The organism is Rheinheimera sediminis, assembly GCF_004005375.1.
Lineage (GTDB): Bacteria > Pseudomonadota > Gammaproteobacteria > Enterobacterales > Alteromonadaceae > Pararheinheimera.
Window position 1 is genome coordinate 137,634 of record NZ_RZUF01000005.1, and the last position, 22,364, is coordinate 159,997.

General features: G+C 45.6%; 21 protein-coding genes. 9 read left to right on the top strand and 12 right to left on the bottom strand.

Annotated elements, in window-relative coordinates; translation table 11 throughout:
- Nucleotides 1-28: 28 nt before the first annotated feature.
- From atpB to mioC, 7 genes are all read right to left on the bottom strand, one after another.
- The gene (atpB, locus tag EMM73_RS04785; protein WP_127685317.1) at nucleotides 29-889 is read right to left on the bottom strand and encodes a F0F1 ATP synthase subunit A; all 861 of its coding nucleotides are present in this window, start codon (nucleotides 887-889) and stop codon (nucleotides 29-31) included.
- Between the two features lie 15 nt (nucleotides 890-904).
- Nucleotides 905-1,276 (bottom strand): ATP synthase subunit I, encoded by a 372-nt coding sequence (locus tag EMM73_RS04790; protein ID WP_186435131.1) that lies wholly within the window; start codon nucleotides 1,274-1,276, stop codon nucleotides 905-907.
- Between the two features lie 132 nt (nucleotides 1,277-1,408).
- The gene (locus EMM73_RS04795; RefSeq protein WP_127685319.1) at nucleotides 1,409-2,302 is read right to left on the bottom strand and encodes a ParB/RepB/Spo0J family partition protein; all 894 of its coding nucleotides are present in this window, start codon (nucleotides 2,300-2,302) and stop codon (nucleotides 1,409-1,411) included.
- Between the two features lie 37 nt (nucleotides 2,303-2,339).
- The gene (locus tag EMM73_RS04800; RefSeq protein ID WP_127685320.1) at nucleotides 2,340-3,134 is read right to left on the bottom strand and encodes a ParA family protein; all 795 of its coding nucleotides are present in this window, start codon (nucleotides 3,132-3,134) and stop codon (nucleotides 2,340-2,342) included.
- Nucleotides 3,135-3,161: 27 nt separating this feature from the next.
- The gene (gene rsmG, locus EMM73_RS04805; RefSeq protein WP_127685321.1) at nucleotides 3,162-3,779 is read right to left on the bottom strand and encodes a 16S rRNA (guanine(527)-N(7))-methyltransferase RsmG; all 618 of its coding nucleotides are present in this window, start codon (nucleotides 3,777-3,779) and stop codon (nucleotides 3,162-3,164) included.
- A gap of 14 nt (nucleotides 3,780-3,793) precedes the next feature.
- On the bottom strand, nucleotides 3,794-5,683 hold the full coding sequence (mnmG, locus tag EMM73_RS04810; protein WP_127685322.1) for a tRNA uridine-5-carboxymethylaminomethyl(34) synthesis enzyme MnmG: 1,890 nt from the start codon (nucleotides 5,681-5,683) through the stop codon (nucleotides 3,794-3,796).
- Nucleotides 5,684-6,217: 534 nt separating this feature from the next.
- A complete protein-coding gene (mioC, locus tag EMM73_RS04815; protein WP_127685323.1) occupies nucleotides 6,218-6,655 on the bottom strand; it encodes an FMN-binding protein MioC in 438 nt (145 codons plus the stop codon).
- 165 nt (nucleotides 6,656-6,820) lie between these two features.
- Between mioC and EMM73_RS04820 the strand changes: the two genes are divergently transcribed.
- The 5 genes from EMM73_RS04820 (at nucleotide 6,821) to EMM73_RS04840 (ending at nucleotide 11,910) form a co-directional block, all read left to right on the top strand.
- Nucleotides 6,821-8,656 carry a DEAD/DEAH box helicase gene (locus EMM73_RS04820; protein ID WP_186435132.1) on the top strand — a complete coding sequence of 612 codons (1,836 nt, stop codon included), beginning with the start codon at nucleotides 6,821-6,823 and terminating at the stop codon, nucleotides 8,654-8,656.
- Nucleotides 8,657-8,769: 113 nt separating this feature from the next.
- Nucleotides 8,770-9,192 carry a thioredoxin TrxC gene (gene trxC / locus EMM73_RS04825; protein WP_127685324.1) on the top strand — a complete coding sequence of 141 codons (423 nt, stop codon included), beginning with the start codon at nucleotides 8,770-8,772 and terminating at the stop codon, nucleotides 9,190-9,192.
- A 108-nt stretch (nucleotides 9,193-9,300) separates the two neighbouring features.
- Entirely contained in the window at nucleotides 9,301-9,792 is a 492-nt protein-coding gene (locus EMM73_RS04830) for a YbhB/YbcL family Raf kinase inhibitor-like protein (protein ID WP_127685325.1), read from the top strand.
- Nucleotides 9,793-9,849: 57 nt separating this feature from the next.
- Entirely contained in the window at nucleotides 9,850-10,644 is a 795-nt protein-coding gene (locus EMM73_RS04835; protein ID WP_127685326.1) for a sulfite exporter TauE/SafE family protein, read from the top strand.
- A 78-nt stretch (nucleotides 10,645-10,722) separates the two neighbouring features.
- Nucleotides 10,723-11,910 (top strand): YbfB/YjiJ family MFS transporter, encoded by a 1,188-nt coding sequence (locus tag EMM73_RS04840; RefSeq protein WP_127685327.1) that lies wholly within the window; start codon nucleotides 10,723-10,725, stop codon nucleotides 11,908-11,910.
- Between the two features lie 6 nt (nucleotides 11,911-11,916).
- On the opposite strand, the gene mnmE is transcribed toward EMM73_RS04840, so the two are convergent.
- From mnmE to rpmH, 5 genes are all read right to left on the bottom strand, one after another.
- A complete protein-coding gene (gene mnmE / locus EMM73_RS04845) occupies nucleotides 11,917-13,281 on the bottom strand; it encodes a tRNA uridine-5-carboxymethylaminomethyl(34) synthesis GTPase MnmE (RefSeq protein WP_127685328.1) in 1,365 nt (454 codons plus the stop codon).
- A gap of 224 nt (nucleotides 13,282-13,505) precedes the next feature.
- A complete protein-coding gene (gene yidC / locus EMM73_RS04850; RefSeq protein WP_127685329.1) occupies nucleotides 13,506-15,140 on the bottom strand; it encodes a membrane protein insertase YidC in 1,635 nt (544 codons plus the stop codon).
- 3 nt (nucleotides 15,141-15,143) lie between these two features.
- Entirely contained in the window at nucleotides 15,144-15,407 is a 264-nt protein-coding gene (yidD, locus tag EMM73_RS04855) for a membrane protein insertion efficiency factor YidD (protein WP_127685330.1), read from the bottom strand.
- Nucleotides 15,359-15,730 (bottom strand): ribonuclease P protein component, encoded by a 372-nt coding sequence (rnpA, locus tag EMM73_RS04860; RefSeq protein ID WP_127685331.1) that lies wholly within the window; start codon nucleotides 15,728-15,730, stop codon nucleotides 15,359-15,361. Before rnpA ends, yidD begins: the two co-directional genes overlap by 49 nt.
- Before the next feature lie 19 nt (nucleotides 15,731-15,749).
- Nucleotides 15,750-15,884: a 50S ribosomal protein L34 gene (gene rpmH, locus EMM73_RS04865; RefSeq protein WP_008897167.1), complete on the bottom strand. Its 135-nt coding sequence runs from the start codon at nucleotides 15,882-15,884 to the stop codon at nucleotides 15,750-15,752.
- A gap of 446 nt (nucleotides 15,885-16,330) precedes the next feature.
- On the opposite strand from rpmH, the gene dnaA reads away from it, so the two are divergent.
- From dnaA to gyrB, 4 genes are read left to right on the top strand one after another with little or no spacing between them, the layout of a single operon-like run.
- Nucleotides 16,331-17,692, top strand: coding sequence for a chromosomal replication initiator protein DnaA (gene dnaA, locus EMM73_RS04870; protein ID WP_008897168.1), 1,362 nt, complete (start codon nucleotides 16,331-16,333; stop codon nucleotides 17,690-17,692).
- A 12-nt stretch (nucleotides 17,693-17,704) separates the two neighbouring features.
- On the top strand, nucleotides 17,705-18,814 hold the full coding sequence (gene dnaN, locus EMM73_RS04875) for a DNA polymerase III subunit beta (protein ID WP_127685332.1): 1,110 nt from the start codon (nucleotides 17,705-17,707) through the stop codon (nucleotides 18,812-18,814).
- Nucleotides 18,815-18,817: 3 nt separating this feature from the next.
- Complete coding sequence (recF, locus tag EMM73_RS04880) at nucleotides 18,818-19,918, top strand: DNA replication/repair protein RecF (RefSeq protein WP_127685333.1); 1,101 nt, start codon at nucleotides 18,818-18,820, stop codon at nucleotides 19,916-19,918.
- A 2-nt stretch (nucleotides 19,919-19,920) separates the two neighbouring features.
- A complete protein-coding gene (gene gyrB / locus EMM73_RS04885) occupies nucleotides 19,921-22,341 on the top strand; it encodes a DNA topoisomerase (ATP-hydrolyzing) subunit B (RefSeq protein WP_127685334.1) in 2,421 nt (806 codons plus the stop codon).
- Nucleotides 22,342-22,364 lie beyond the last annotated feature (23 nt).

Here is a 22,364-nt window from a genome sequence, read left to right on the forward strand (position 1 = left end):
TCAATTGTTAAAGTTAAAGCGAAATCTTCTAGTGATTGTCAGCGCTAGCCATGCTCAGGTAAACAATGGTCAGCATCATAAATACGAAAGCTTGTAACACAATAACCAGGATGTGGAATACAGCCCAGATAAAGTGCAGTGGTAACTGCATCAGACCTACAGCACCGATCAAAATAAAGATCAGCTCGCCGGCATACAGGTTACCGAACAGACGCAGTGCCAGCGAGAATGGTTTAGCTACTAATGCAATCAGTTCTAACAACAGGTTGAATGGTACTAACAACGCCTGCACGAACACGTTTGAAGCGTGGAAAGGGTGCAGAGTTAATTCTTTAACAAAACCTGTCACACCTTTAATTCTGATGGAGTAACCAATCATCAGTAAAAATACGCCAATAGCCAGAGCTGCTGTCATATTGATATCTGTGGTTGGTACTATCTTCATGTACACGTCATGAGAGTCGACACCAAAACCAGCTTCACCGACATAACCGGCAAATGCAGGAAGGAAATCAACAGGGATTAAGTCCATCAAGTTCATTAAGAACACCCAAACGAAAATCGTCAGGGCTAGTGGAGCAATAAGTTTGCTTTTGCCGTGGTAAGTGTCTTTCACGTTGTTGGCTACAAATTCAACAACCATTTCGATAAAACACTGGAATTTACCAGGTACGCCCACAGTGGCTTTGCTCGCTGCTCTTTTGAATAAAAACAAAAAAAGCAAACCTAAGCCAATAGACCATGCCAAGGTATCAATGTGCCAAGTCCAGAAGCCAGCCTCACTACATGCTTTATTAAATGCGACACTGCCATCGACAGTACACATTTTTGCATTAGTAAGGTGGTGCTGAATATGACCGGTGAGAGTAATCTCTTCGCCTGCTGCCATTTTTAGTCCCAATAGTTAATGTTTAAAAAAGAAAGCTGTACAAAACTGCAGCATCACTACTATAGAGTAGGACAACAAAAAAGGTGCGGCTTCGATGGCCGAACCACTTAAAACAGCTGCAAATAATAAAATACTAATCATCGTTTTCAGCGATACGGCCTTTTGCATCATTTGCCTGGCCAATTCTTGGTTTTGTGACGCATCCACTTTAAACGATAAAAAAACAAATACTACATTAGCAATAACAGCAATTAGTCCGCCTTTTAAGGCTGATTTCGCTTCGAGCTCGCCAGAATAAAAGAAACAAGCAGCGATCAAAAACGTCAGAGCCAGCTGAAAAACAACAAATTTATAGGCTTGCTTCTTATTCTGTTGATGTGAAGCCACTGTAATTTGTTCAGTCTGAACCATCTGTAAACCACGGTTAAAATGCCGTCGCAAGTATACTTATCTGCCTTTTTTTTGCAAGAAAAAGCGGGATTACTCAACTTTTTGTCTGAGATAGTGAAAAATTACAGTCTAGGATTCAGAATCCTGAGTCTGCAATTTGCTTAATATGCCCTCGAGCTCATCTAAACTGCTGTATGAAATCACCAGATTGCCTTTGCCTTTTTTGTTGTAATTAATCTCAACAGGCGCAGCAAAACGTTCACTTAAGCGTTGTTCCAGCGAGCTGACATCAGGATCTTTTATTTTAGGAATCACTTCAGGAGCTGGTTCAAGCAGTCGACGCACCATATTTTCAGTATCTCGCACTGTCATCTGCTTGGCAGCCACTATGCGGGCAGCATCAGATTGCGCTGTACCATCCAATGCCAATAAAGCACGGGCATGACCCATTTCAATATCACCATGTTCCAGTAATAACTTCACATCATCATTTAACTGGTTCAGGCGCAATAAATTAGTCACACTGGCGCGTGATTTGCCAACAGCATCAGCCACTTGCTGATGTGTCAATTCAAATTCGGATAACAAACGCTGCAAAGCAATAGCTTCTTCCATCGCATTCAGATCTTCACGCTGAATGTTTTCAATCAGAGCTATAGCTACTGCAGCTTCGTCAGGTACATCTTTGATAATACAAGGAATAACGTCCAATTGCGCCAACTGGCTAGCGCGCCAGCGCCGTTCACCAGCGATGATTTCATAGGATTCTTCCCCCACTTGGCGCACAACAATAGGTTGAATAATGCCTTGAGAGCGAATTGAACTGGCTAAATCTTCCAGCGCATCCTGTGACATGTCTTTACGCGGCTGATATTTACCTGGCTTGAGCCATTCAATCGGTAGTTTTTGCAATTCACTGCGTTGGGCTGAAGAAAAGTTGGCGTCATTCTGTTGCTCAGACACAGGTTTAGTCGTAAGTAAAGCATCTAAGCCCCGGCCTAAGCCACGTTTTTTTACCGACATCTTCAGTTGTATTCCTTGTCTATTAGGCGCTTTTTAATTAGGCGGAAATGGAGGTTTTTACGGTTTTTTTATCAGCACGGCGTAAAATTTCGCCCGCCAATGCCAGATAAGCCTTGGCCCCTGTTGAACCTTTGTCGTAATACATCACAGGAGTACCAAAACTCGGCGCTTCCGCCAGTCGCACATTACGTGGGATCACTGCACGGTAGACTTTATCACCAAAATGTTGTTTCAACTGTTCAGACACATCATTGGCCAGGCGATTACGCGGGTCGTACATAGTGCGCAGAATACCTTCAATTTTAAGATCGGCATTCACCACGGACGTCAACTGGTTGATGGTGTCCATCAGAGCGGTTAAACCTTCCAGCGCATAGTATTCACATTGCATAGGCACCAGCACAGAATCGGCCGCGGCCATCGCATTCACCGTCAACATATTGAGGGAAGGCGGGCAATCAATAAAAATAAAATCATAATGCAGTCTTGCTTCCTTCAAGGCATTACGTAATCGAAGTTCACGTGCGAAAACATTCATCAACCTGACTTCAGCTGCTGTTACATCTGAATTTGCGGCGATCAGGTGGTAGCCACCAGCAGTTTCCTTCACCACAACTTCATGAAAAGGTTTTTCATCCACCAACAATTCATAAGCACTGGCATGCACAGCATATTTATCTATGCCACTGCCCATGGTGGCATTCCCTTGAGGATCTAAATCAATCAGCAGCACCTTGCGTTTGGTTGCGGCCATAGACGCAGCCAGATTAACCGCTGTGGTTGTTTTGCCCACACCACCTTTCTGGTTTGCAATAGCTATGACTTTTCCCACAAGGACCCCAATAAGAATGTAATTAAATTAGACGTTCTCCAACACCACCAGATAACGTTCAGCGTTCAGTGTTGGCACCTGTAACGGATGACTGCCGACAACTTTAACAAAATTCGGCAAAGCTGCAATTTCTTCTTGAACCAAAGCGCCTTTCATGGCTAAAAACTGGCCATTAGCAGCTGGTAGGTGCTTACACCAGTTCACCATATCCGACATTGAAGCAAAAGCACGGCTCAGTACCGCATCATACCCTGTTTCCGGTTGATGGTCTTCCACACGGCTCTGAATAGATTCAAAGTTTTGTAATTTCAGCTGCAATTTAACGTGATTTAAAAAGCGAATGCGCTTACCAAGACTATCCAGCAAGTAAAATTGTTTGTCAGGTAAAGCGATCGCAAGTGGGATACCGGGCAAACCTGGGCCCGTGCCTACATCGATAATGCGTTCTCCGCTGACAAAAGGGCTTACAGCTAAACTGTCCATGATGTGTTTCACCAGCATCTCTTCCGGATCACGCACTGAAGTCAGATTATAAGCACTGTTCCATTTATCCAATAACTGAACATAAGCCACTAATTGTTCTAGTTGATGTTGAGATAAAACCAAGCTGGTCTGAGCGACCAGCTTTTTTAATTTTTCCAGCATGTTGTTCCCAATGCTTAAGCAGATTTGCGCAGTAAACCCTGTTTCTTCAGGTACACCAGCAGTAATGAAATAGCAGCAGGCGTTATGCCTGAAATACGTGAAGCTTGACCCATAGTTTCAGGTTGTACCTGATTTAGTTTTAGTATCACTTCGTTGGATAAACCTTTCACCACTTTGTAATCAAAATTTGCAGGCAAACGGGTATTTTCGTTACGCTCCTGCTTGGAGATCTCATCCTGCTGACGATTAATATAACCTTCGTACTTGATCTGAATTTCAACTTGTTCAGCTGCAGCAGGATCTGTCAATCCAGGGCCTACTAAATCGATTTTCATCAGATCCTGATAATTCACTTCAGGGCGACGAATTAGATCTTCCAGGCTTGCTTCTTTGCTCAGCGGTGTTTTCACCAGCTTGTTCACTTCAGCCAAAGCTGCGTGTTGTGGGTGGATCCACTGCTGTTTTAAGCGTTGGCGTTCCAGTTCAATTTGTTCAATTTTGTGGTTAAATGCCGCCCAGCGGTCGTCGTCGACTAGGCCTAATTCGCGACCTTTGGCGGTTAAACGAATATCAGCGTTGTCTTCACGTAACATCAGACGGTATTCAGCACGGCTGGTGAACATGCGATACGGCTCTTTGGTACCCATAGTGGTTAGATCATCAACCAATACACCGACATAAGCCTGATCCCGGCTTGGGGTCCAGGAGTCTTTGTCCTGAGCAGAAAGCGCGGCGTTCATACCGGCCATTAAGCCTTGAGCTCCCGCTTCTTCGTAACCTGTAGTGCCGTTAATTTGACCAGCAAAAAACAGGCCTTTGATAAATTTAGTTTCGAATGACGTTTTTAGGTCTCTCGGATCGAAAAAGTCATATTCAATGGCATAACCAGGCCGAGTAATGTGAGCATTTTCTAAACCTTTGATTGACCGCACAAGGTTTAACTGTACGTCAAAAGGCAAGCTGGTCGATATGCCGTTTGGATACAGTTCGTGTGTGGTTAAACCTTCAGGTTCAATAAAGATCTGGTGTTTATCTTTGTCAGCAAAACGGGTGATCTTGTCTTCGATTGAAGGGCAATATCTCGGGCCAATGCCTTCAATCACGCCAGTGTACATGGGCGAGCGATCTAAACCATTACGAATAATATCGTGGGTTTGCTCGTTGGTGTAGGTGATATGACAAGGGATCTGAGTGGGTTGATCCTTGTGGGATCCCATAAACGAAAACACTGGAGTAGGGTTATCACCAGGTTGGGCCTGCATCACAGAAAAATCAACGGTTCTGGCGTCGATACGAGGTGGAGTACCGGTTTTTAAACGACCTACACGGAAAGGCAATTCGCGTAGACGTCGCGCTAAAGCTATGGATGGTGGATCACCAGCGCGGCCACCACTGTAATTTTGTAAGCCAATATGGATCTGGCCACCGAGGAAAGTACCTACGGTCAGTACCACTGATTTGGCTTTAAATTTCAAACCCATTTGAGTCACTACACCACAAACCTGATCATTTTCTACGATCAAATCATCACAGGCTTGTTGAAAGATCTTCAGATTAGGCTGGTTTTCAAGAACTAAACGTACAGCTGCACGATAAAGCTGACGGTCAGCCTGAGCACGGGTTGCGCGGACGGCAGGGCCTTTGGAACTATTTAAAGTTCTAAATTGGATCCCGGCACGATCTGTTGCTTTTGCCATAACGCCGCCCAGGGCATCAATTTCTTTCACCAGATGGCCTTTACCAATGCCGCCAATGGCTGGGTTACAGGACATCTGACCTAAAGTCTCAACGTTGTGAGTCAGCAATAATGTTTGCATTCCCATGCGGGCCGCAGCAAGCGCAGCCTCTGTGCCGGCGTGACCACCACCAACAACGATGACATCAAATGTTTCCTGAAAAAGCATAGTAAGCCTCGAACTCAAAACCAGTTCTGTAAAAAGGGCGCGTATTGTAACTGGATCTTAGGCTTTGTGGAATGGTTAAAACTCGATCACGATCCTGGAAAGATCACTAATAATATATAAGGATCTTTAAAGAGATCTTTTTATTATGTTTACTACTATACAGAGCCTTTTCTGTGGGTAACCCTTGATCTGTTTTGAAGATCAATCAGTTAGAAAGGATCGGATCCTGTGATCAACACAAGATCCTGAGTCGAACAAGCGGTGTTTAACTAGCACTTTTATACACAGACCATAAAACCTGATTTGTTACACAGAGGATAACTTCAGCTTTTACATAAGTTATAACTATACTTATGCACATTAGACTTAAAAATTAGTTAAAACTGTGGATATCCATGTGTAACTGGATCATAAGTATGATCCTCTGTATATGGAAGTGGATCATGATCGGGCTATAAAGAGTACAGGCCCTTTGTATACGGGCCTTTGAGTGGCGGACTGTAAAAGATCCTGTTCTGTATAACTAAGCGGGGTTTAAGGCAGGGTTTTGATAAATTCAGGCAGCCAGACCAAAGCTTGATCTTCAGGCAGTTCAGCCGTTAAAACATCGATATTCAGTCCTGGTAACAATAATCTGCCGCCTAAAGAATCGAAAAGCTCAGAGATTTTTTTACCAGCCAGACAAAAAGTATCGTAACTGGAATCACCTAAAGTGATCACTGCGTACGAAACTGTGGTAAGATCTGTTTGATCTTGTGCTAATTGATCCACAAAAGGTTGGATATTATCGGGCAGATCCCCTGCGCCATACGTCGAAGTGACGACTAACCAGATACTGTTTCTGGTTAACAGTGTTAAATCAGGGGTGAGATGAAGTTTTACTTCATAACCCGCTTTTTCCAAAGTTTCAGCTACTTGTTCTGCTGCATATTCTGCAGCGCCCATTTGGCTGCCCACAAGGATCTCGATCATACTGCATCCTATTGTCAGTGAAATGATTGGCTATACTACTGGAATTAAAACGTGCAAAGCGAATGCTTCTTGCACCTTTTTGGGTATTTTTACTGCAAAGCAGGCTCAGTAAATCTACGATAGCACAAACCGTTCGCCTGCGTGTTATTGAGGTTTATACAATATATGTCCGAGTCCATGTCTTTTTCCCAGCTAGCGCTGCCGGAACCTATTCTTCGTGCAGTTTTAGAACTTGGTTATGAACACCCGTCTCCAATTCAGGAAGCGGCTATTCCTAAGTTACTGGCTGGTGAAGACTTGCTAGGCCAAGCCCAGACAGGTACTGGTAAAACAGCTGCATTTGCACTGCCTTTATTAGCCCGTTTAGATCCGGCCCAAAATGATCCACAAATTTTAGTGTTGGCTCCAACCCGCGAACTGGCTATCCAGGTTGCAGAAGCCTTTCAGGCTTATGCCCGTTATATGCCAGCTTTCCATGTACTGCCTTTATACGGCGGTCAAAACTACACCACTCAGTTAAAAGCGCTGAAACGTGGTTCTCAGGTTATTGTAGGTACGCCAGGTCGTATCATGGATCACTTGGATCGTGGCACTTTAGTGCTGGATAAACTGCGCGCCATAGTACTGGACGAAGCCGACGAAATGTTGCGTATGGGTTTTATCGATGATGTACAAACCATCATGGATGCTACTCCGCCAGGCCGTCAGGTGGCTATGTTCTCTGCGACTATGCCAAACCAGATCCGTGCTATCGCTCAGAAGCATTTGAAAAATGCGCATGAAGTGAAAATCGAATCAAAAACGTCCACTGTTGAACGTATTCAACAGCGTTACGTGATGCTGGATAATAACCAGAAGCTGGATGCGTTAACCCGTATTCTGGAAGGCGAAGAATATGATGCAAGCATCATTTTCGTTCGTACTAAAAGTGCGACTGAAGAAATTGCAGAGAAACTGGGCGCCCGCGGTTATGCTGTAGCCTGTTTAAATGGTGATATGAACCAGGCTCACCGCGAACTGACAATCCGTCGTTTAAAGGCTGATCAGTTGGATGTGATAGTGGCTACAGATGTTGCTGCCCGTGGTCTGGACGTAGAACGTATCAGTCTGGTTATCAACTATGACATTCCATACGATAGCGAAGCTTATGTACACCGTATCGGTCGTACTGGTCGTGCTGGTCGTGATGGTAAAGCTATCCTGTTTGTATCACCACGTGAACGTCGTTTACTGCGTACTATCGAACATGCGACTCGTCAGCCGATTGAAAAAATGTCGCTGCCAACAGGTCAGGTCATTGAACAACGTCGCATTGAGTCTTTCCGTGCTCAGTTAGCTCAGACTATTGAAGCCAGAAATTTGAGCTTCTTCCAGGATCTGGTAAACGAATGGCGTGATAAGTTAGAAACAACAGATGTTGATATGGCTGCAGCCTTGTTGTATCTGGCGCAAAAAGATTCTCCGTTAAACGTAGCGAACCAGTTCCCGGAAATCCGTGAACCACATAGCCGTGACCGTGATGATCGTGCTCCGTCTTCAGGCCGTGATAAATTTTCCCGTGGCGACAGACCAGAACGTTCAGGTGACCGTCCTGAGCGCGGTGGCGATCGTCCACCACGTCAACGTCGTGAGTTAAAAGGTGATTACACCAATTATCGCATTGAAGTGGGTAAAGAGCATGGCGTGCGCGCTGGTGACATAGTTGGCGCTATCGCCAACGAAGCCAACATCGATAGCCAGTTCATCGGTAACATCAAACTGTTTGATCATTTCAGTACTGTAGAATTACCAGCCAATATCCCGGCTGAAACTATGCAGCACCTGAAAAAGGTTTATGTGCGTAAGCAAAAACTGAACATCAGTGTGGATACTGGCTCAACAGCTGGCGGTTCAACCTCTGGTTCAGCTCCAGGCTCAGCGCCACGTCGTGAACGTACTGAAACAGGCTCAGGCCCGCGTCCAGGTGCAGCTCCACGTGTACCACGTAAGCCAAGAGATTAATCTCTGACTTATTAAATTAAGGACCCGACGAAAGTCGGGTTTCTTGTTTCTGCCCCTATGAAAACCTCTCCAGTGCCCATATTTAGCTTCAATAGCCAAATCTGGAGTCAGTTATGATTATTGCCTGTCCTCACTGTTCAACCTTAAACCGGGTTCAGCCGGAAAAGTTTGCCGATCATCCGAAATGTGGCCAGTGCAAAGACGCACTTTTTGCCGGCAAACCCATAGAGCTAACCCAGCAAAATTTTGCCAATCAGATCCAAAAGTCAGAATTACCTGTGGTAGTGGATTTTTGGGCCAGTTGGTGTGGGCCTTGCCTGAATTTTGCGCCGGTGTTTAATCAAGCCGCTGTTGAGTTAGAGCCGCAATTTCGTTTTGCCAAAGTAAATACTGAGCAGCAACAACAGCTGGCTGCACAGTTTCAAATTCGATCTATTCCCACTCTGATGCTGTTTAAAGCCGGTAAATTGGTTGCGCAGCAATCAGGTGCTATGCCAAAACAAATGTTTTATCAGTGGTTACAGCAACATAGTTAAAGAGCTTCGGACTAAGTTGGTCGCAAAAGTCTGGATTTTGCCTGTTGTTAAACCCAGACTAACGCCATAATCATCCCCATTGTTTTGATGCTTACACAAGGAAACACCATGACATCTACTGTATTTCAGCTGACCAGCCCGGACATCAGCGAAGGCCATTTTATGGCAAAAACTTTTGAATTTAATGGTTTTGGTTGTGATGGCCCTAACCTGTCGCCAGCATTAAATTGGCAGAATGCGCCAGTTGGTACTCAAAGTTTTGCTATTACCGTCTTTGATCCGGACGCACCTACAGGTTCAGGTTTCTGGCATTGGCTGGTTCTGGATATTCCTGCTGCTATCACTTCGTTAGCTCAGGGTGCTGGCAATGGCCTGTTACCAGCAGGCTGCCGCTGTTTTAACAATGACTATGGTATTAAAGAGTTTGGTGGCGCTTGCCCGCCTGAAGGCCATGGTATGCACCGTTATCAGTTTACCGTCTGGGCTTTACCGGAAGCTACTTTAGGCGTACCTGATGGTGCCAGCGCTGCTGTGGTTGGTTTTATGCTGAATGCGACCGCCATTGGCAAAGCCACTTTAACTGCTACTTATGCGCGCTAAATAATGAGTACATCTAAGGCCTGCAGAAGCAGGCCTTTTTAGTTAAAGCGGGAAATTATGGATTTGTGGGTACTGACGTTATTTGTTTTTGCAGGTGTAGCAGGCGGATTATTATTGGGCCTGATCGGTGTAGGTATGGCACTGGTCACAGTACCTTTTTTAACTTTTATGCTGCCATCTTTAGGTTTTAATGCAGAAGTTTCGCCTGTGATAGCCCTTGGCAGTTCTATGGTCATTGCCGCTATAGGTTCTATTTCGTCACTTCGAGTACATCAGCAAATGGGCACTATTAACTGGACATTGATCAGGTTGATGTTACCTGCCAGTTTATTCGGCGTTGTACTTGGTTCCTTGCTGGTCACTCGTTTGCCAGCTTTATGGCTACAGTCTATCTTTGCTGCTTTTTTGCTTTACGTGGCTTTTTCAATGCTTAAACCAGCTTCGTTAAAAACGGCACAACTGCAACCACCACCCTCAAATCAACTATTACGCTGGTTTCCCGCAGTAGTTGGAGCCACCGGCAGTTTTATCGGCGCTGCGGGTGGTGTTTTGATGGTGCCTTTTTTAAGCCGTTTTATGGCCATGCCTAAAGCCGTAGCCAGTTCAGTGGCCATTGGTTTCCCTGTGACAGTGTTTGGTGCTATTTCCTATATGATGCAAACAGCTCCTGTTGCTCATCCGGATCTGATAGGGGCCGTGTATTGGCCTGCCGTACTGGGAATGAGTATAGGCTCAATGGTCGCTGCACCGATTGGGGTGCCGCTGGCTACGAAAGTACCTGCTGCTTTGTTAAAGAAGATGTTTGCCTGCGTGTTATTACTGATAGCGCTGAAGATGCTGCTGTCTTTTTAGTTAAGACTATTCGCCTATAGCTCTGCCGGATTGTGCATGTCAGTCTGGTAGAAAGGAAAAGTACTTTAAAGGATGTTTATGTCTGATCCAGTGGCCCGCCGCTTCCTGTTGGCTGGTTTTTTTAGTCAGCTGTTGTGTTTGGGCATAGCGCGTTTTGCCTATACTCCGCTTATTCCTTTAATGTCCGGTGCTGGTCTTACTGAAGCTTTGGCTGGTTATTTAGCAGCAGTAAATTATCTGGGGTATTTTGCCGGTGCTTTATTGGCTGTGCGGTTAAAAGACTGGCATTGGAAGTTTTATGCCTATCGTATAGGTTTAATTTTTGCTGTCCTAAGCACACTAGCCACTGCTTATAGTTCAGAGCCGCTGTTTTGGGGCTTGTGGCGCTTTCTGGCAGGTTTAAGTTCCGCTGCTTCGATGTTATTGGCCTCTGGTCTTATTTTGCAGCAGCTGGCTGCACGTGGTGCTAAAGCTGAACTGGGTTTACATTTTGCTGGTCTCGGCTTGGGCATAGCTCTAGTGGCGTTATTAGTCGAGTTGTTTAGCTTTGCCACTTTGAGCTGGGATCAACAATGGCTGGCGCTTAGTCTGCTTGGATTGGTATTGATTATTCCGGCATGGCGCTGGCTGCCTGCACCGCAGCTGACGTTATTCAGCAATAACACAGATGCAATACCTTTAGCTTTGCCCCGCAGTTTTCTCTGGCCCTTATTTTTGATGTATTTCTGCGCCGGTTATGGCTATGTGGTCACCATCACTTTTATTGTCGCTATGGCGAGTATTAATGCAGAACTTTCAGGTTTTGGTAACTGGGCATTTTTTGCTTTAGGTCTGGGCGCAGCACCAGCGGCTCTAATCTGGGATAGGGTTGCGCGGCTATCAGGTTATTTAGTCAGTTTACGTTGGGCTTTGTTGTTAAACGCTTTGGCTATTGTGTTACCTGTGCTCTGGAGTCAGAGCCTGGTGTTATTTTTCAGTGCTTTTTTATTTGGTATCAGTTTTGTCGGTTGCGTCAGCTTAATGCTGACAATGGCAGGGCGCTTATTGCCAGCAAAACCAGCTCAGCTGATGGGTAAAATGACGCTTTGTTATGGTACTGCCCAAGTTATTGCACCTGCGATCAGTGGTTATTTAGCCAAGCAAAGCGGCAGTTTTGATTCAGGTTTACTTCTGGCAAGCGTGATTACGTTATGTGGAGCCGGAGTACTTACACTGCTGATCCGCCGCACCGCCAGCGATCATCTGGCCATGCGGGGAGGGCGTTAAAACTAGTTATTTCCCAATACAAAATGAGCTGAAAATCCTGCCCAATAAATCATCCGAACTAAATTCGCCGGTAATTTCATTCAGGTGTTGCTGAGTCAGGCGTAGTTCTTCTGCTAATAGCTCGCCAGCCAGGTGGTTATGCAACTGAGCATCGCCAATAGCCAAATGCTCTGCAGCGCGTTCCAGCGCGTCTAAATGGCGACGGCGTGCGATAAAGCTGCCTTCGGTATTGGCGTCAAAGCCCATACAGGCTTTTAAGTGATCCCGTAACTCTTCTATACCGGAATTGGTTTTTGCCGAGATATGAAATACCGGATAGTCACCGTCCTGGCTGGCACCATAAGTTTCACCCGTTAAGTCCGCTTTATTACGAATGACAGTTAAGCCTAAGTCTTTCGGTAAACGTGACATAAAATCTGGCCAGATATCGGCTGGGCTGGTGGCATTGGTGGTGGTGCCGTCGACCATAAAAAGTACGCGGTCTGCTTGCTCTATTTCCTGCCAAGCGCGTTCTATGCCTATTTGTTCCACTTTGTCTGTGGCTTCACGTAAACCCGCGGTATCGATGATATGCAACGGCATACCGTCGATATGAATATGTTCACGCAGTACATCACGGGTGGTGCCTGCTATTTCCGTCACTATGGCGGCTTCACGGCCTGCCAACGCGTTTAATAAGCTGGATTTACCCGCATTAGGCCGGCCAGCAATCACTACGCGCATACCTTCGCGCAATATGCTGCCTTGAGTGGCTTGTTTCTGAATACCTGTTAAATCTGAGATAATTTCGGCTAAATCACCTGCCACTTTGCCGTCTGATAAAAAGTCGATTTCTTCATCCGGAAAGTCGATAGCTGCTTCGACATAAATCCGCAGGTAAATCACTTTTTCTACCAGGTCGTGTATTTTGCGCGAGAACTCCCCTTGCAACGAATGCATAGCTGAACGTGCTGCCTGCTCTGAGCTTGCGTCAATTAAGTCGGCTATGGCTTCGGCTTGAGTTAAATCTAATTTATCGTTTAAAAAGGCCCGTTCGGAAAACTCGCCTGGGCGTGCTATACGTATATCCTTGATCTCGAGTACACGACGCAGCAGCATATCCAAAAGCACAGGGCCGCCGTGGCCTTGTAATTCAAGTACATCTTCACCGGTAAAGGAATTAGGGCCTGGGAAATACAAAGCTATGCCCTGATCCAGCGTTTGTTTTTGTGCATCTAAAAACGGCAGGTATTCAGCAGTACGGGGCTTTGGCACTTTGCCCAGAATGGCAGAAGCCACTGCAGATACGGCAGGGCCTGATACTCTTATAATTCCTACACCGGCACGACCTGTGGCTGTGGCCTGAGCGGCGATAGTGTCTGTGCTGTACATAGATCAAACCTCGACTTAATTTATAGCCTTCGTACTTGGAGCTGCAGTTTTGTTGACCGCCCGATTTTAATGAAGAGACTCGCCCCAGTCACATAGACAACTATGCTCCTGATTCGCTTGTCGCCTCACTGCAACACCAATTACTTTGGCCACAGGATCAATTTGTTAAACTCAAAAAAACAAAAAGGCCTGAGAACAGGCCTTTAAAGTGTAGCTCAGGAGTATCAGGCCTTAGTGTATAAGCCTTTCTTTTCCATACCACGGTAGATATACAGCATCTGGGCTAAAGAAATCAGGTTGCTGACTAACCAGTACAGCACCAGACCACTTGGGAACCACAGGAAGAATACTGAGAACACCACAGGCATCCACAGCATAATTTTTTGCTGCATAGGATCCGTCACTGTCATAGGCGTCAGCTTCTGCATCACAAACATACTGATACCAAATAGCACTGGTAATACGTAGTAAGGATCTTGAGTGGATAAATCCTGGATCCATAACATAAACGGCGCCTGACGTAATTCCACGCTCTCAACGAACACCCAGTACAGAGCCAGGAAGATTGGCATTTGTACCAGCATAGGTAAGCAGCCACCCATAGGGTTTACTTTTTCTTTGCGGTACAGCTCCATCATGGCAGGGCCCATTTTTGAGCGGTCGTCTTTATAACGGGCCTGCAGCTCGTCAATTTTTGGCTTCAGATTACGCATCTTGGCCATAGACTCGTACTGCACTTTGGTCAGAGGGTACATTAAACCCTTCACCAGTAAAGTAATTATAATAATGGCTACACCCCAGTTGCTGACAAAACCTTGAATAATGGTCAGTAACCAGAATAAAAATTGAGAAATAAACCATAAAAAACCGTAGTCGACTGTCAGATCCAGACCATCAGCAATAGCGGCTAATTTATCCTGATCCTTAGGACCGGCATAAAAAGTAGAAGCTATCGTCAGGCCTTCACCAGCTGGGACAGTCAGCTCAGGGCCTTTCACGCCTACAATACCGTTGCCGTTATTCACTAAGCTATACAGCTGATTATCAGCTGTTTTTTCTGGGATCCAGGCAGCGACAAAGTAGTGTTCCAGCATGGCTACCCAACCCCCTTTGGTCGATTGAGCCAGGTTGGTTTCCTGCATCTCTTCAAAATCGTATTTTTCATAACGTTTTTCAGAAGTAGAGAACGCCGCGCCGCGGTAAATAGGCATCATCATATTGCTGCCTTCGCCGTTATCAATGGTTTGCACCAGATGTTGATAAGGCTGAACCAGCTTAGTGCCTGTTGTGGTATTTTTCAGCAAATACTCTACCCGGACATCATATTTTCCAGCGGTAAATGTGTAGCGTTTTTCAATTTCTAAGCCGTTGTGGCTAAAAGTTAAAGGGACGACCACTTGCTGTTCACCCTCGGCAAGGGTGTAACTGGTTTGTGCCACGCTGTATACAGGACGACCGCTGTTGCGTTTGTCATCCGGACCATCGGCCAATAAACCTGACTGAGCCACATACTCAAAACCATTGAGCTTACGCATCAGCTGATAAGGCTGGTCGCTGTCTTTGGTTAAAGTAAAAGCAGGCAAGGTTAAGTCAACAATATCGCCGCCTTTAGTGTCGATTTGCACTTTTAGTACATCTGTGCTGACAGTGATCAGTTGCTGTGCTGCAACAACTGCTGCCGCTTGAGCTGATGCGCCTGAACTGCTTAATTGCAAATCCGCTGAACCAGCAGAGCTGGTTGTGCTTTGTTCAGTAACAGGAGTTACTGGTTTAGGCGCGTGATCGGTTTGCCATGCTTGCCATAACAATAAGCTAACGAAGGCGAGTGCTATTACTAATAAACTGCGTTGAGAATCCATCTGTTAGTTAGTCTCTTTCTGCTTTTGTGGAACCGGGTCTTCACCACCGGGATGTAAGGGGTGACATTTTAATAAACGTTTTGTAGTTAACCAACCACCTTTTACGGCACCAAAGCGTTCTATGGCTTCAATAGCGTAGTGAGAACAGGTGGGATAAAACCGGCAACTAGGCCCAAATAAAGGACTGAGCAACTTCTGATAACCACGTACAGTAGAAATTAGCAGTCTTGCACCAGTGTTTTGTATTGGCGAGCTATTTTGCCCCATAACTTGTCCAGTTGCTTGTGCAATTCTTCATTGGGTGTGTTGCTGATATCACCTTTTACCATCAAAACTAAATCAACAGGAGGAAGTTCATGTTGGTGTAGCCTGAAGCTATCCCGTGAACATCTTTTGATGCGGTTTCGATGCGTGGCTAATTTAACACGTTTTTTGGCAATAGTCAGACCTAGTCTTGGATGAGAAGACTGAGTAGGTTTGCACAATATGGTAAAGAGAGGAGAAGAAACCCTGAAAGGATTTTGGAAGACATTGTCGAATTCGCGGGGAGTTAACAGACGTAACTCCCTGCTGAATGTATAGCTGACCACGCAGCGCTTACGAATCTGACTAGACTGTTAAGCGCTTGCGGCCTTTAGCACGGCGACGTGCAATCACTTGGCGGCCATTTTTAGTAGCCATGCGAGCACGGAAGCCGTGGACGCGAGCACGTTTTAAAACGCTAGGTTGAAATGTTCTTTTCATAACTTCGTCCGTCCGGTCGATATTTACTAAGGGTCTGTGTTTTAGTAAAAACCAAAACGCAGCGATTAAAAAAGAGCGCGAATTCTAAGCGGGTCGGCAGCTGTTGTCAATGCAGATCCTTGTGTTTCTGCTGATCTGATCATTATTTTTCATCGATCTTTAAAAGTTGTCCACAAGGTGGATGGCTTGACTGGGATAAAATGTGTGTTGTTTTAAAAAACAGCTTTTTTTGGACCGCTTTGCTCTTATATTTTGCCTGCATATCAGTAAATAGAATAAGAGGTTTATTTTTATATAAAACAATCACTTAAATATTGTTTTCGTCGCTTGTTGCATTTTTGCAAAAGTCAATATTGAACTTGTGGATAAGATCGTATGATAATACCGCTCTTTTCACTTCCGCCCGCCTGACTAAATAATAATTATTAGGGGCTTTTGGAGATATGGTGTATCAGTCCGTTTGGAAAAATTGCCTCGAAGCGCTCCAGGCCGAGCTACCGGCTCGTGATTTTGGAACCTGGATCCGTCCATTACAAGCTGACAGCTCGCATGACGCACTGACTTTGTATGCGCCTAACCGCTTTGTGTTGGATTGGGTGCGTGACAAATACCTGAACCGGATCAATGAATTGATCCAGGGCTACTGTGGCGATCATGCGCCACGTTTACGCTTTGACGTAGGTTCAACCCAAAAGCCTTTGGCCGCCCCTGTGAATCAATTGCCGCGAATTGCACCTGCTGCGGCGCCGGTGGCTGCAATGCCTGAGCCAGCGCCGAAAACTATTGTCAACAGCAATGTCAATGCGAAACACAATTTCGATAACTTTGTAGAAGGTAAATCGAACCAGTTAGCGCGCGCTGCTGCTAAGCAAGTGGCTGATAATCCAGGCACTGCCTACAATCCGCTATTTTTATACGGCGGTACAGGTTTAGGTAAAACTCACTTATTGCATGCAGTTGGCAACGGTATTCTGGCGAAAAATCCAAATGCCAAAGTCATCTACATGCACTCAGAACGTTTTGTTCAGGATATGGTTAAAGCTTTACAAAACAATGCGATAGAAGAATTTAAACGCTATTACCGTTCTGTGGATGCGCTACTTATCGATGATATTCAATTCTTCGCGAAAAAAGATCGGTCCCAGGAAGAGTTCTTCCATACCTTTAATGCTTTGCTTGAAGGTAACCAGCAGATCATTTTAACCAGCGATCGTTATCCAAAAGAAATCGACGGCGTGGAAGAGCGCTTAAAAAGTCGTTTCGGTTGGGGTTTAACTATCGCCATCGAACCACCAGAGCTGGAAACCCGGGTTGCGATCCTGATGCGTAAAGCTCAGGAGATCAATATTCGCTTGCCGGAAGAAGTGGCTTTTTTCGTCGCTAAACGCCTTCGCTCCAATGTGCGTGAATTAGAAGGGGCGTTAAACCGTATTTCTGCCAATGCCAATTTTACAGGCCGTCCTATTACCATCGATTTCGTACGCGAAGCGTTACGCGATATGCTGGCGTTGCAGGACAAGTTAGTGACTATCGAGAATATTCAGAAAACTGTGGCTGAGTATTACAAAATACGGGTGGCGGATTTGCTGTCTAAACGCCGCAGTCGGTCAGTGGCTCGTCCTCGTCAAATGGCTATGGCTTTGGCGAAAGAGCTGACCAATCACAGCTTGCCGGAAATTGGCGATGCTTTTGGTGGCCGTGACCACACCACAGTCTTGCATGCGTGTCGTAAAATCGAGTCGTTAAAAGAAGAGACGCATGAAATTAAAGAAGATTTCCAAAATTTAATTCGAACATTGTCTTCATAATAGGGAATGGTGATGCAATTTACTATTGAACGCGACGCTCTGCTCAAACCCTTGCAAATGGTGTCAGGTGCTATTGAACGACGCCACACTTTACCTATTTTGTCGAATGTGTTGATTGAGGCGCGTGACGACGGTCAGCTTATTCTGACTGGTACCGATTTAGAAATCGAACTGGTGGCCATGTCACCAATCCAGCAATTGTTCAGCCCTGGCCGCATTACAGTGCCTGCGAAAAAGATTCTGGATATTTGCCGCAGCCTGCCCGATACCTCTTTATTAAGTGTCACAGTGCAGGGGGACAACTGTGTGGTTAGCACAGGTAAAAGTAAGTTTACTTTATCGACCTTAAGCGCCAACGATTATCCAAATTTAGAAAGCTGGCAAGGAGAGGTCGACTTACAGTTGCCACGTAGCCAGTTGCGTCATTTGTTAGACGACACTGCCTTTTCTATGGCAAACCAGGATGTGCGTTATTACCTGAACGGTTTGTTGTTTGAAGTAGATAACGGCACTTTACGTTCTGTCGCAACAGACGGTCATCGTCTGGCCATGAGTTCTATTGAATTAGCTGCTACAGCTGGTCATTCAAAACAAATCATTATTCCGCGCAAAGGTGTGTTGGAAGTCATGCGGTTATTAATAGCTGACGATCAGTTGGTGACTTTAAGTTTAGGCCAAAATCATATTCGTTTAACCGACACTCAGTTTAGCTTCAGCTGTAAATTGATTGACGGCCGTTTCCCTGATTATCGTCGTGTACTACCACGCAATAGCACTAAGCTGGTAACAGCGCACCGCGATGTATTAAAAGATTCTTGTGTCCGCGCTTCCATTTTATCGAATGAAAAATACCGTGGCGTACGTTTTACTTTGAGTTCAGGCGAACTGCAAATTGTGGCAAATAATCCTGAGCACGAACAAGCGGAAGAAAGTATTGAAGTGGAATACCAGGGCGATACGCTGGAGATTGGTTTTAACGTCGGCTACTTGCTCGATGTACTGAATACCTTGTCAACTGATCTGGTGCTGCTGCATTTAAGTGACGGTAATTCCAGTGCGCTGATTGAAGGTGTAGCAGCTAAATCAGGCGCCATGTACGTTGTGATGCCAATGCGTTTATAGTGAATGGCATTAAATACGCTTAGAATTCAGCAGTTTCGCAACATTGCCGAAGCTCACTTAGAGTTTCGTTCCGAGATCAACCTGATTTATGGCGAAAATGGCAGCGGCAAAACCAGTTTGCTCGAGGCCATTTATTATTTGGCGCATGGCCGTTCTTTTCGCAGTAGCAGACCAGAAAAACTGATCCGCTATGAACAACCGGCATTTTTACTCAATGCCAAAGTTGAGATGGCGCAGCAGATAGTAAATCTTGGTTTGCAGCGCGAACGCGAAGGCGAGCTGCGGATGCGGTTAAACGGGGAAGACCTGAACCGTGTCTCTGAACTGGCGCAATTGCTGCCGGTTCAACTAATTACCCCAGAGAGCTTTAAGCTTTTATTGGGTGGCCCAAAAGAAAGACGGCAGTTTTTCGATATGGGATTGTTTCACGTGGAACACAGTTTCTATTCCTTGTGGAGTAAATTGCAGCGTGTACTGAAACATCGAAATGCGTTGTTAAAAACACAAAAGCGCTATAACGATGAATATGCCTACTGGGACCAGAACCTGACCAGTTTGGCATTTGAATTACAGGCATTACGCCAGCGTTACATTTCGGCTTTAGATGCAGCGGTTCAGCCTTTGTTGATTGAAGCGCCTTGGGCTTCGGCTTTAACCATGCAGTTGTATTCAGGCTGGCCCGAACGTATCGATACGCCGGAGCAATTACAGCAACTACTGCAGCAGAATTTTCTGCAGGACCTGCGCTTAGGACATTGCCAGTTTGGCCCACAAAAAGCGGATTTAAAGCTGAAAGTAGCGGGCCAAGCGGTAGAAGAAGTCTTGTCGCGTGGACAACTGAAAGTATTACTCTTTGCGCTGAAAGTCGCGCAAAGTAACGTGATCTATAACTACGGCCATAAAAAGCCAGTGTTATTAATTGATGATTTGGCCTCGGAATTAGACGATAATTCCAAGCGTCATATATTTAGTTTTTTAAACACCATTAATTCGCAGGTATTTATTTCAGCGATTAATACTGATCAGGTTCTGCCTGCAATACCGGATGTGAATCCAGCATTGTTTCACGTGGAACACGGACAGATAACAATACGGACAGAATGAAGATGGCCGAAGAACATATTTACGACTCGTCGAGTATCAAAGTATTAAAAGGCCTGGATGCCGTACGTAAAAGACCCGGTATGTATATCGGTGATACGGACGACGGCTCAGGCTTACATCACATGGTATTCGAAGTCGTCGACAACTCCATCGATGAAGCCTTAGCTGGCCACTGTACTGATGTATGGGTCACTATCCATACCGATAACTCAGTATCAGTACGCGACAACGGTCGTGGCATTCCTACAGATATGCACGAAGAGGGTGTATCTGCAGCTGAAGTTATCATGACGGTATTACACGCCGGTGGTAAATTCGATGATAACTCCTACAAAGTATCTGGTGGTTTGCACGGTGTAGGTGTATCTGTAGTAAACGCTTTATCTGACAAGTTAGAGCTGACCATTCGCCGTAAGCAAAAAGTGCATTCACAAATTTACCGTTTAGGTGTGCCAGACGCGCCTTTATCTATAGTAGGTGAAACAGAAGGCACTGGTACTTCCATTCGTTTCTGGCCAAGCCCAACCATTTTCAGCGATATCAATTTCCACTACGATATTCTGGCCAAACGTTTACGCGAATTGTCATTCCTGAACTCTGGCGTCAGCATTATTCTGACCGACGAGCGTGACGACAAAACCGACCATTTCAAATACGAAGGTGGTATCGAAGCTTTTGTGCAGTACTTAAACCGCACAAAAACTCCGGTTCACCAGAAAGCCTTTTACTTCACTTCTCATCGTGAAGAAGATGGCATTTCTGTCGAAGTAGCAATGCAGTGGAACGATTCCTTCCAGGAAGGCATTTACTGTTTCACCAACAACATTCCACAGCGGGATGGTGGTGCTCACTTAGCAGGTTTCCGCTCGGCGTTAACCCGGGTGTTAAACACTTATATTGAGCACGAAGGCTACGCTAAAAAAATGAAAGTTTCGGCCACAGGCGACGACGCCCGTGAAGGTTTAACAGCTGTTATCAGCGTTAAAGTGCCGGACCCTAAGTTCAGTTCTCAGACCAAAGACAAGCTGGTATCCAGCGAAGTGAAGTCTGCAGTTGAAAGTGCAATGCACGAAAAACTGAACGAATACCTGTTAGAAAACCCCGGTGAAGCCCGTATCATTGTTGGCAAAATTGTCGACGCAGCCCGTGCCCGTGAAGCCGCGCGTAAAGCCCGTGAAATGACTCGCCGTAAAGGTGCGTTAGATATCGCAGGTTTACCAGGTAAGCTGGCCGACTGTCAGGAAAAAGATCCAGCATTATCAGAACTTTACCTGGTAGAGGGTGATTCTGCGGGTGGTTCTGCCAAGCAGGGCCGTAACCGCAAAAACCAGGCTATTCTACCGTTAAAAGGTAAAATCCTGAACGTAGAAAAAGCCCGTTTCGACAAGATGATTTCATCTCAGGAAGTAGGCACGCTGATCACCGCTTTAGGTTGTGGTATTGGTCGTGATGAATACAACCCGGACAAAACCCGTTATCACAGCATCATCCTGATGACGGATGCCGACGTAGATGGTTCTCACATCCGTACTCTGTTACTGACGTTCTTCTACCGTCAAACCCCAGAGCTGATTGAACGTGGTTATATCTATATTGCTCAGCCGCCTTTATATAAAGTGAAAAAAGGTAAGCAAGAACAATATATTAAAGATGATCCGGCTTTAACTGAGTACTTAACTACTTTGGCACTTGATGAAGCTACTTTGCATGTGAATGCAGATGCTCCTGGCATAGGTGGTTTGCAGCTGGAAACTTTGGTGCAGCTGTACCATAAAGTAACAGCTACTATCACTCGTTTAAGTCGTAAGATCCCGTCGAACTTACTGAACGAACTGGTGTATGTGCCAGCTCTGACGCCTGAGCTGTGCAAAGACGCTGCTTTAGCAGAAGTCTGGGCCAAGCACATAGTCACACGCTTACAAGAGCGTGAAGGCGATGGTTCAAGCTATGCGCACTCTATAGTAGAAGACCGCGAACGTCAGCTATTTATACCAAAAGTCATTATCCGTCAGCACGGTATCGACAACGAATACCTGCTGCATTATGACTTTATCACTTCAGTAGACTACGGCCGCATAATTGAATTAGGCAGCGCTATAGCGGGCCTGATTGAAGAGGGTGGTTATGTTCGTCGTGGTGAGAAAATCAAGCCAATAGAAAGCTTTGTAGAAGGGCTTGACTGGCTGATGGCCGAATCCAAACGTGGTTTATATATCCAGCGTTATAAAGGACTGGGTGAGATGAACCCTGAACAATTATGGGAAACCACCATGGATCCAAATACTCGCCGTATGCTGCGCGTTACTATTGAAGACGCCATTGGTGCCGACCAGCTATTCAGCACACTAATGGGTGACGACGTAGAACCACGCCGCAACTTTATCGAAGAAAACGCACTGCGGGTTGCAAACCTGGACGTGTAAACAAACAACTTCTAATCATACAG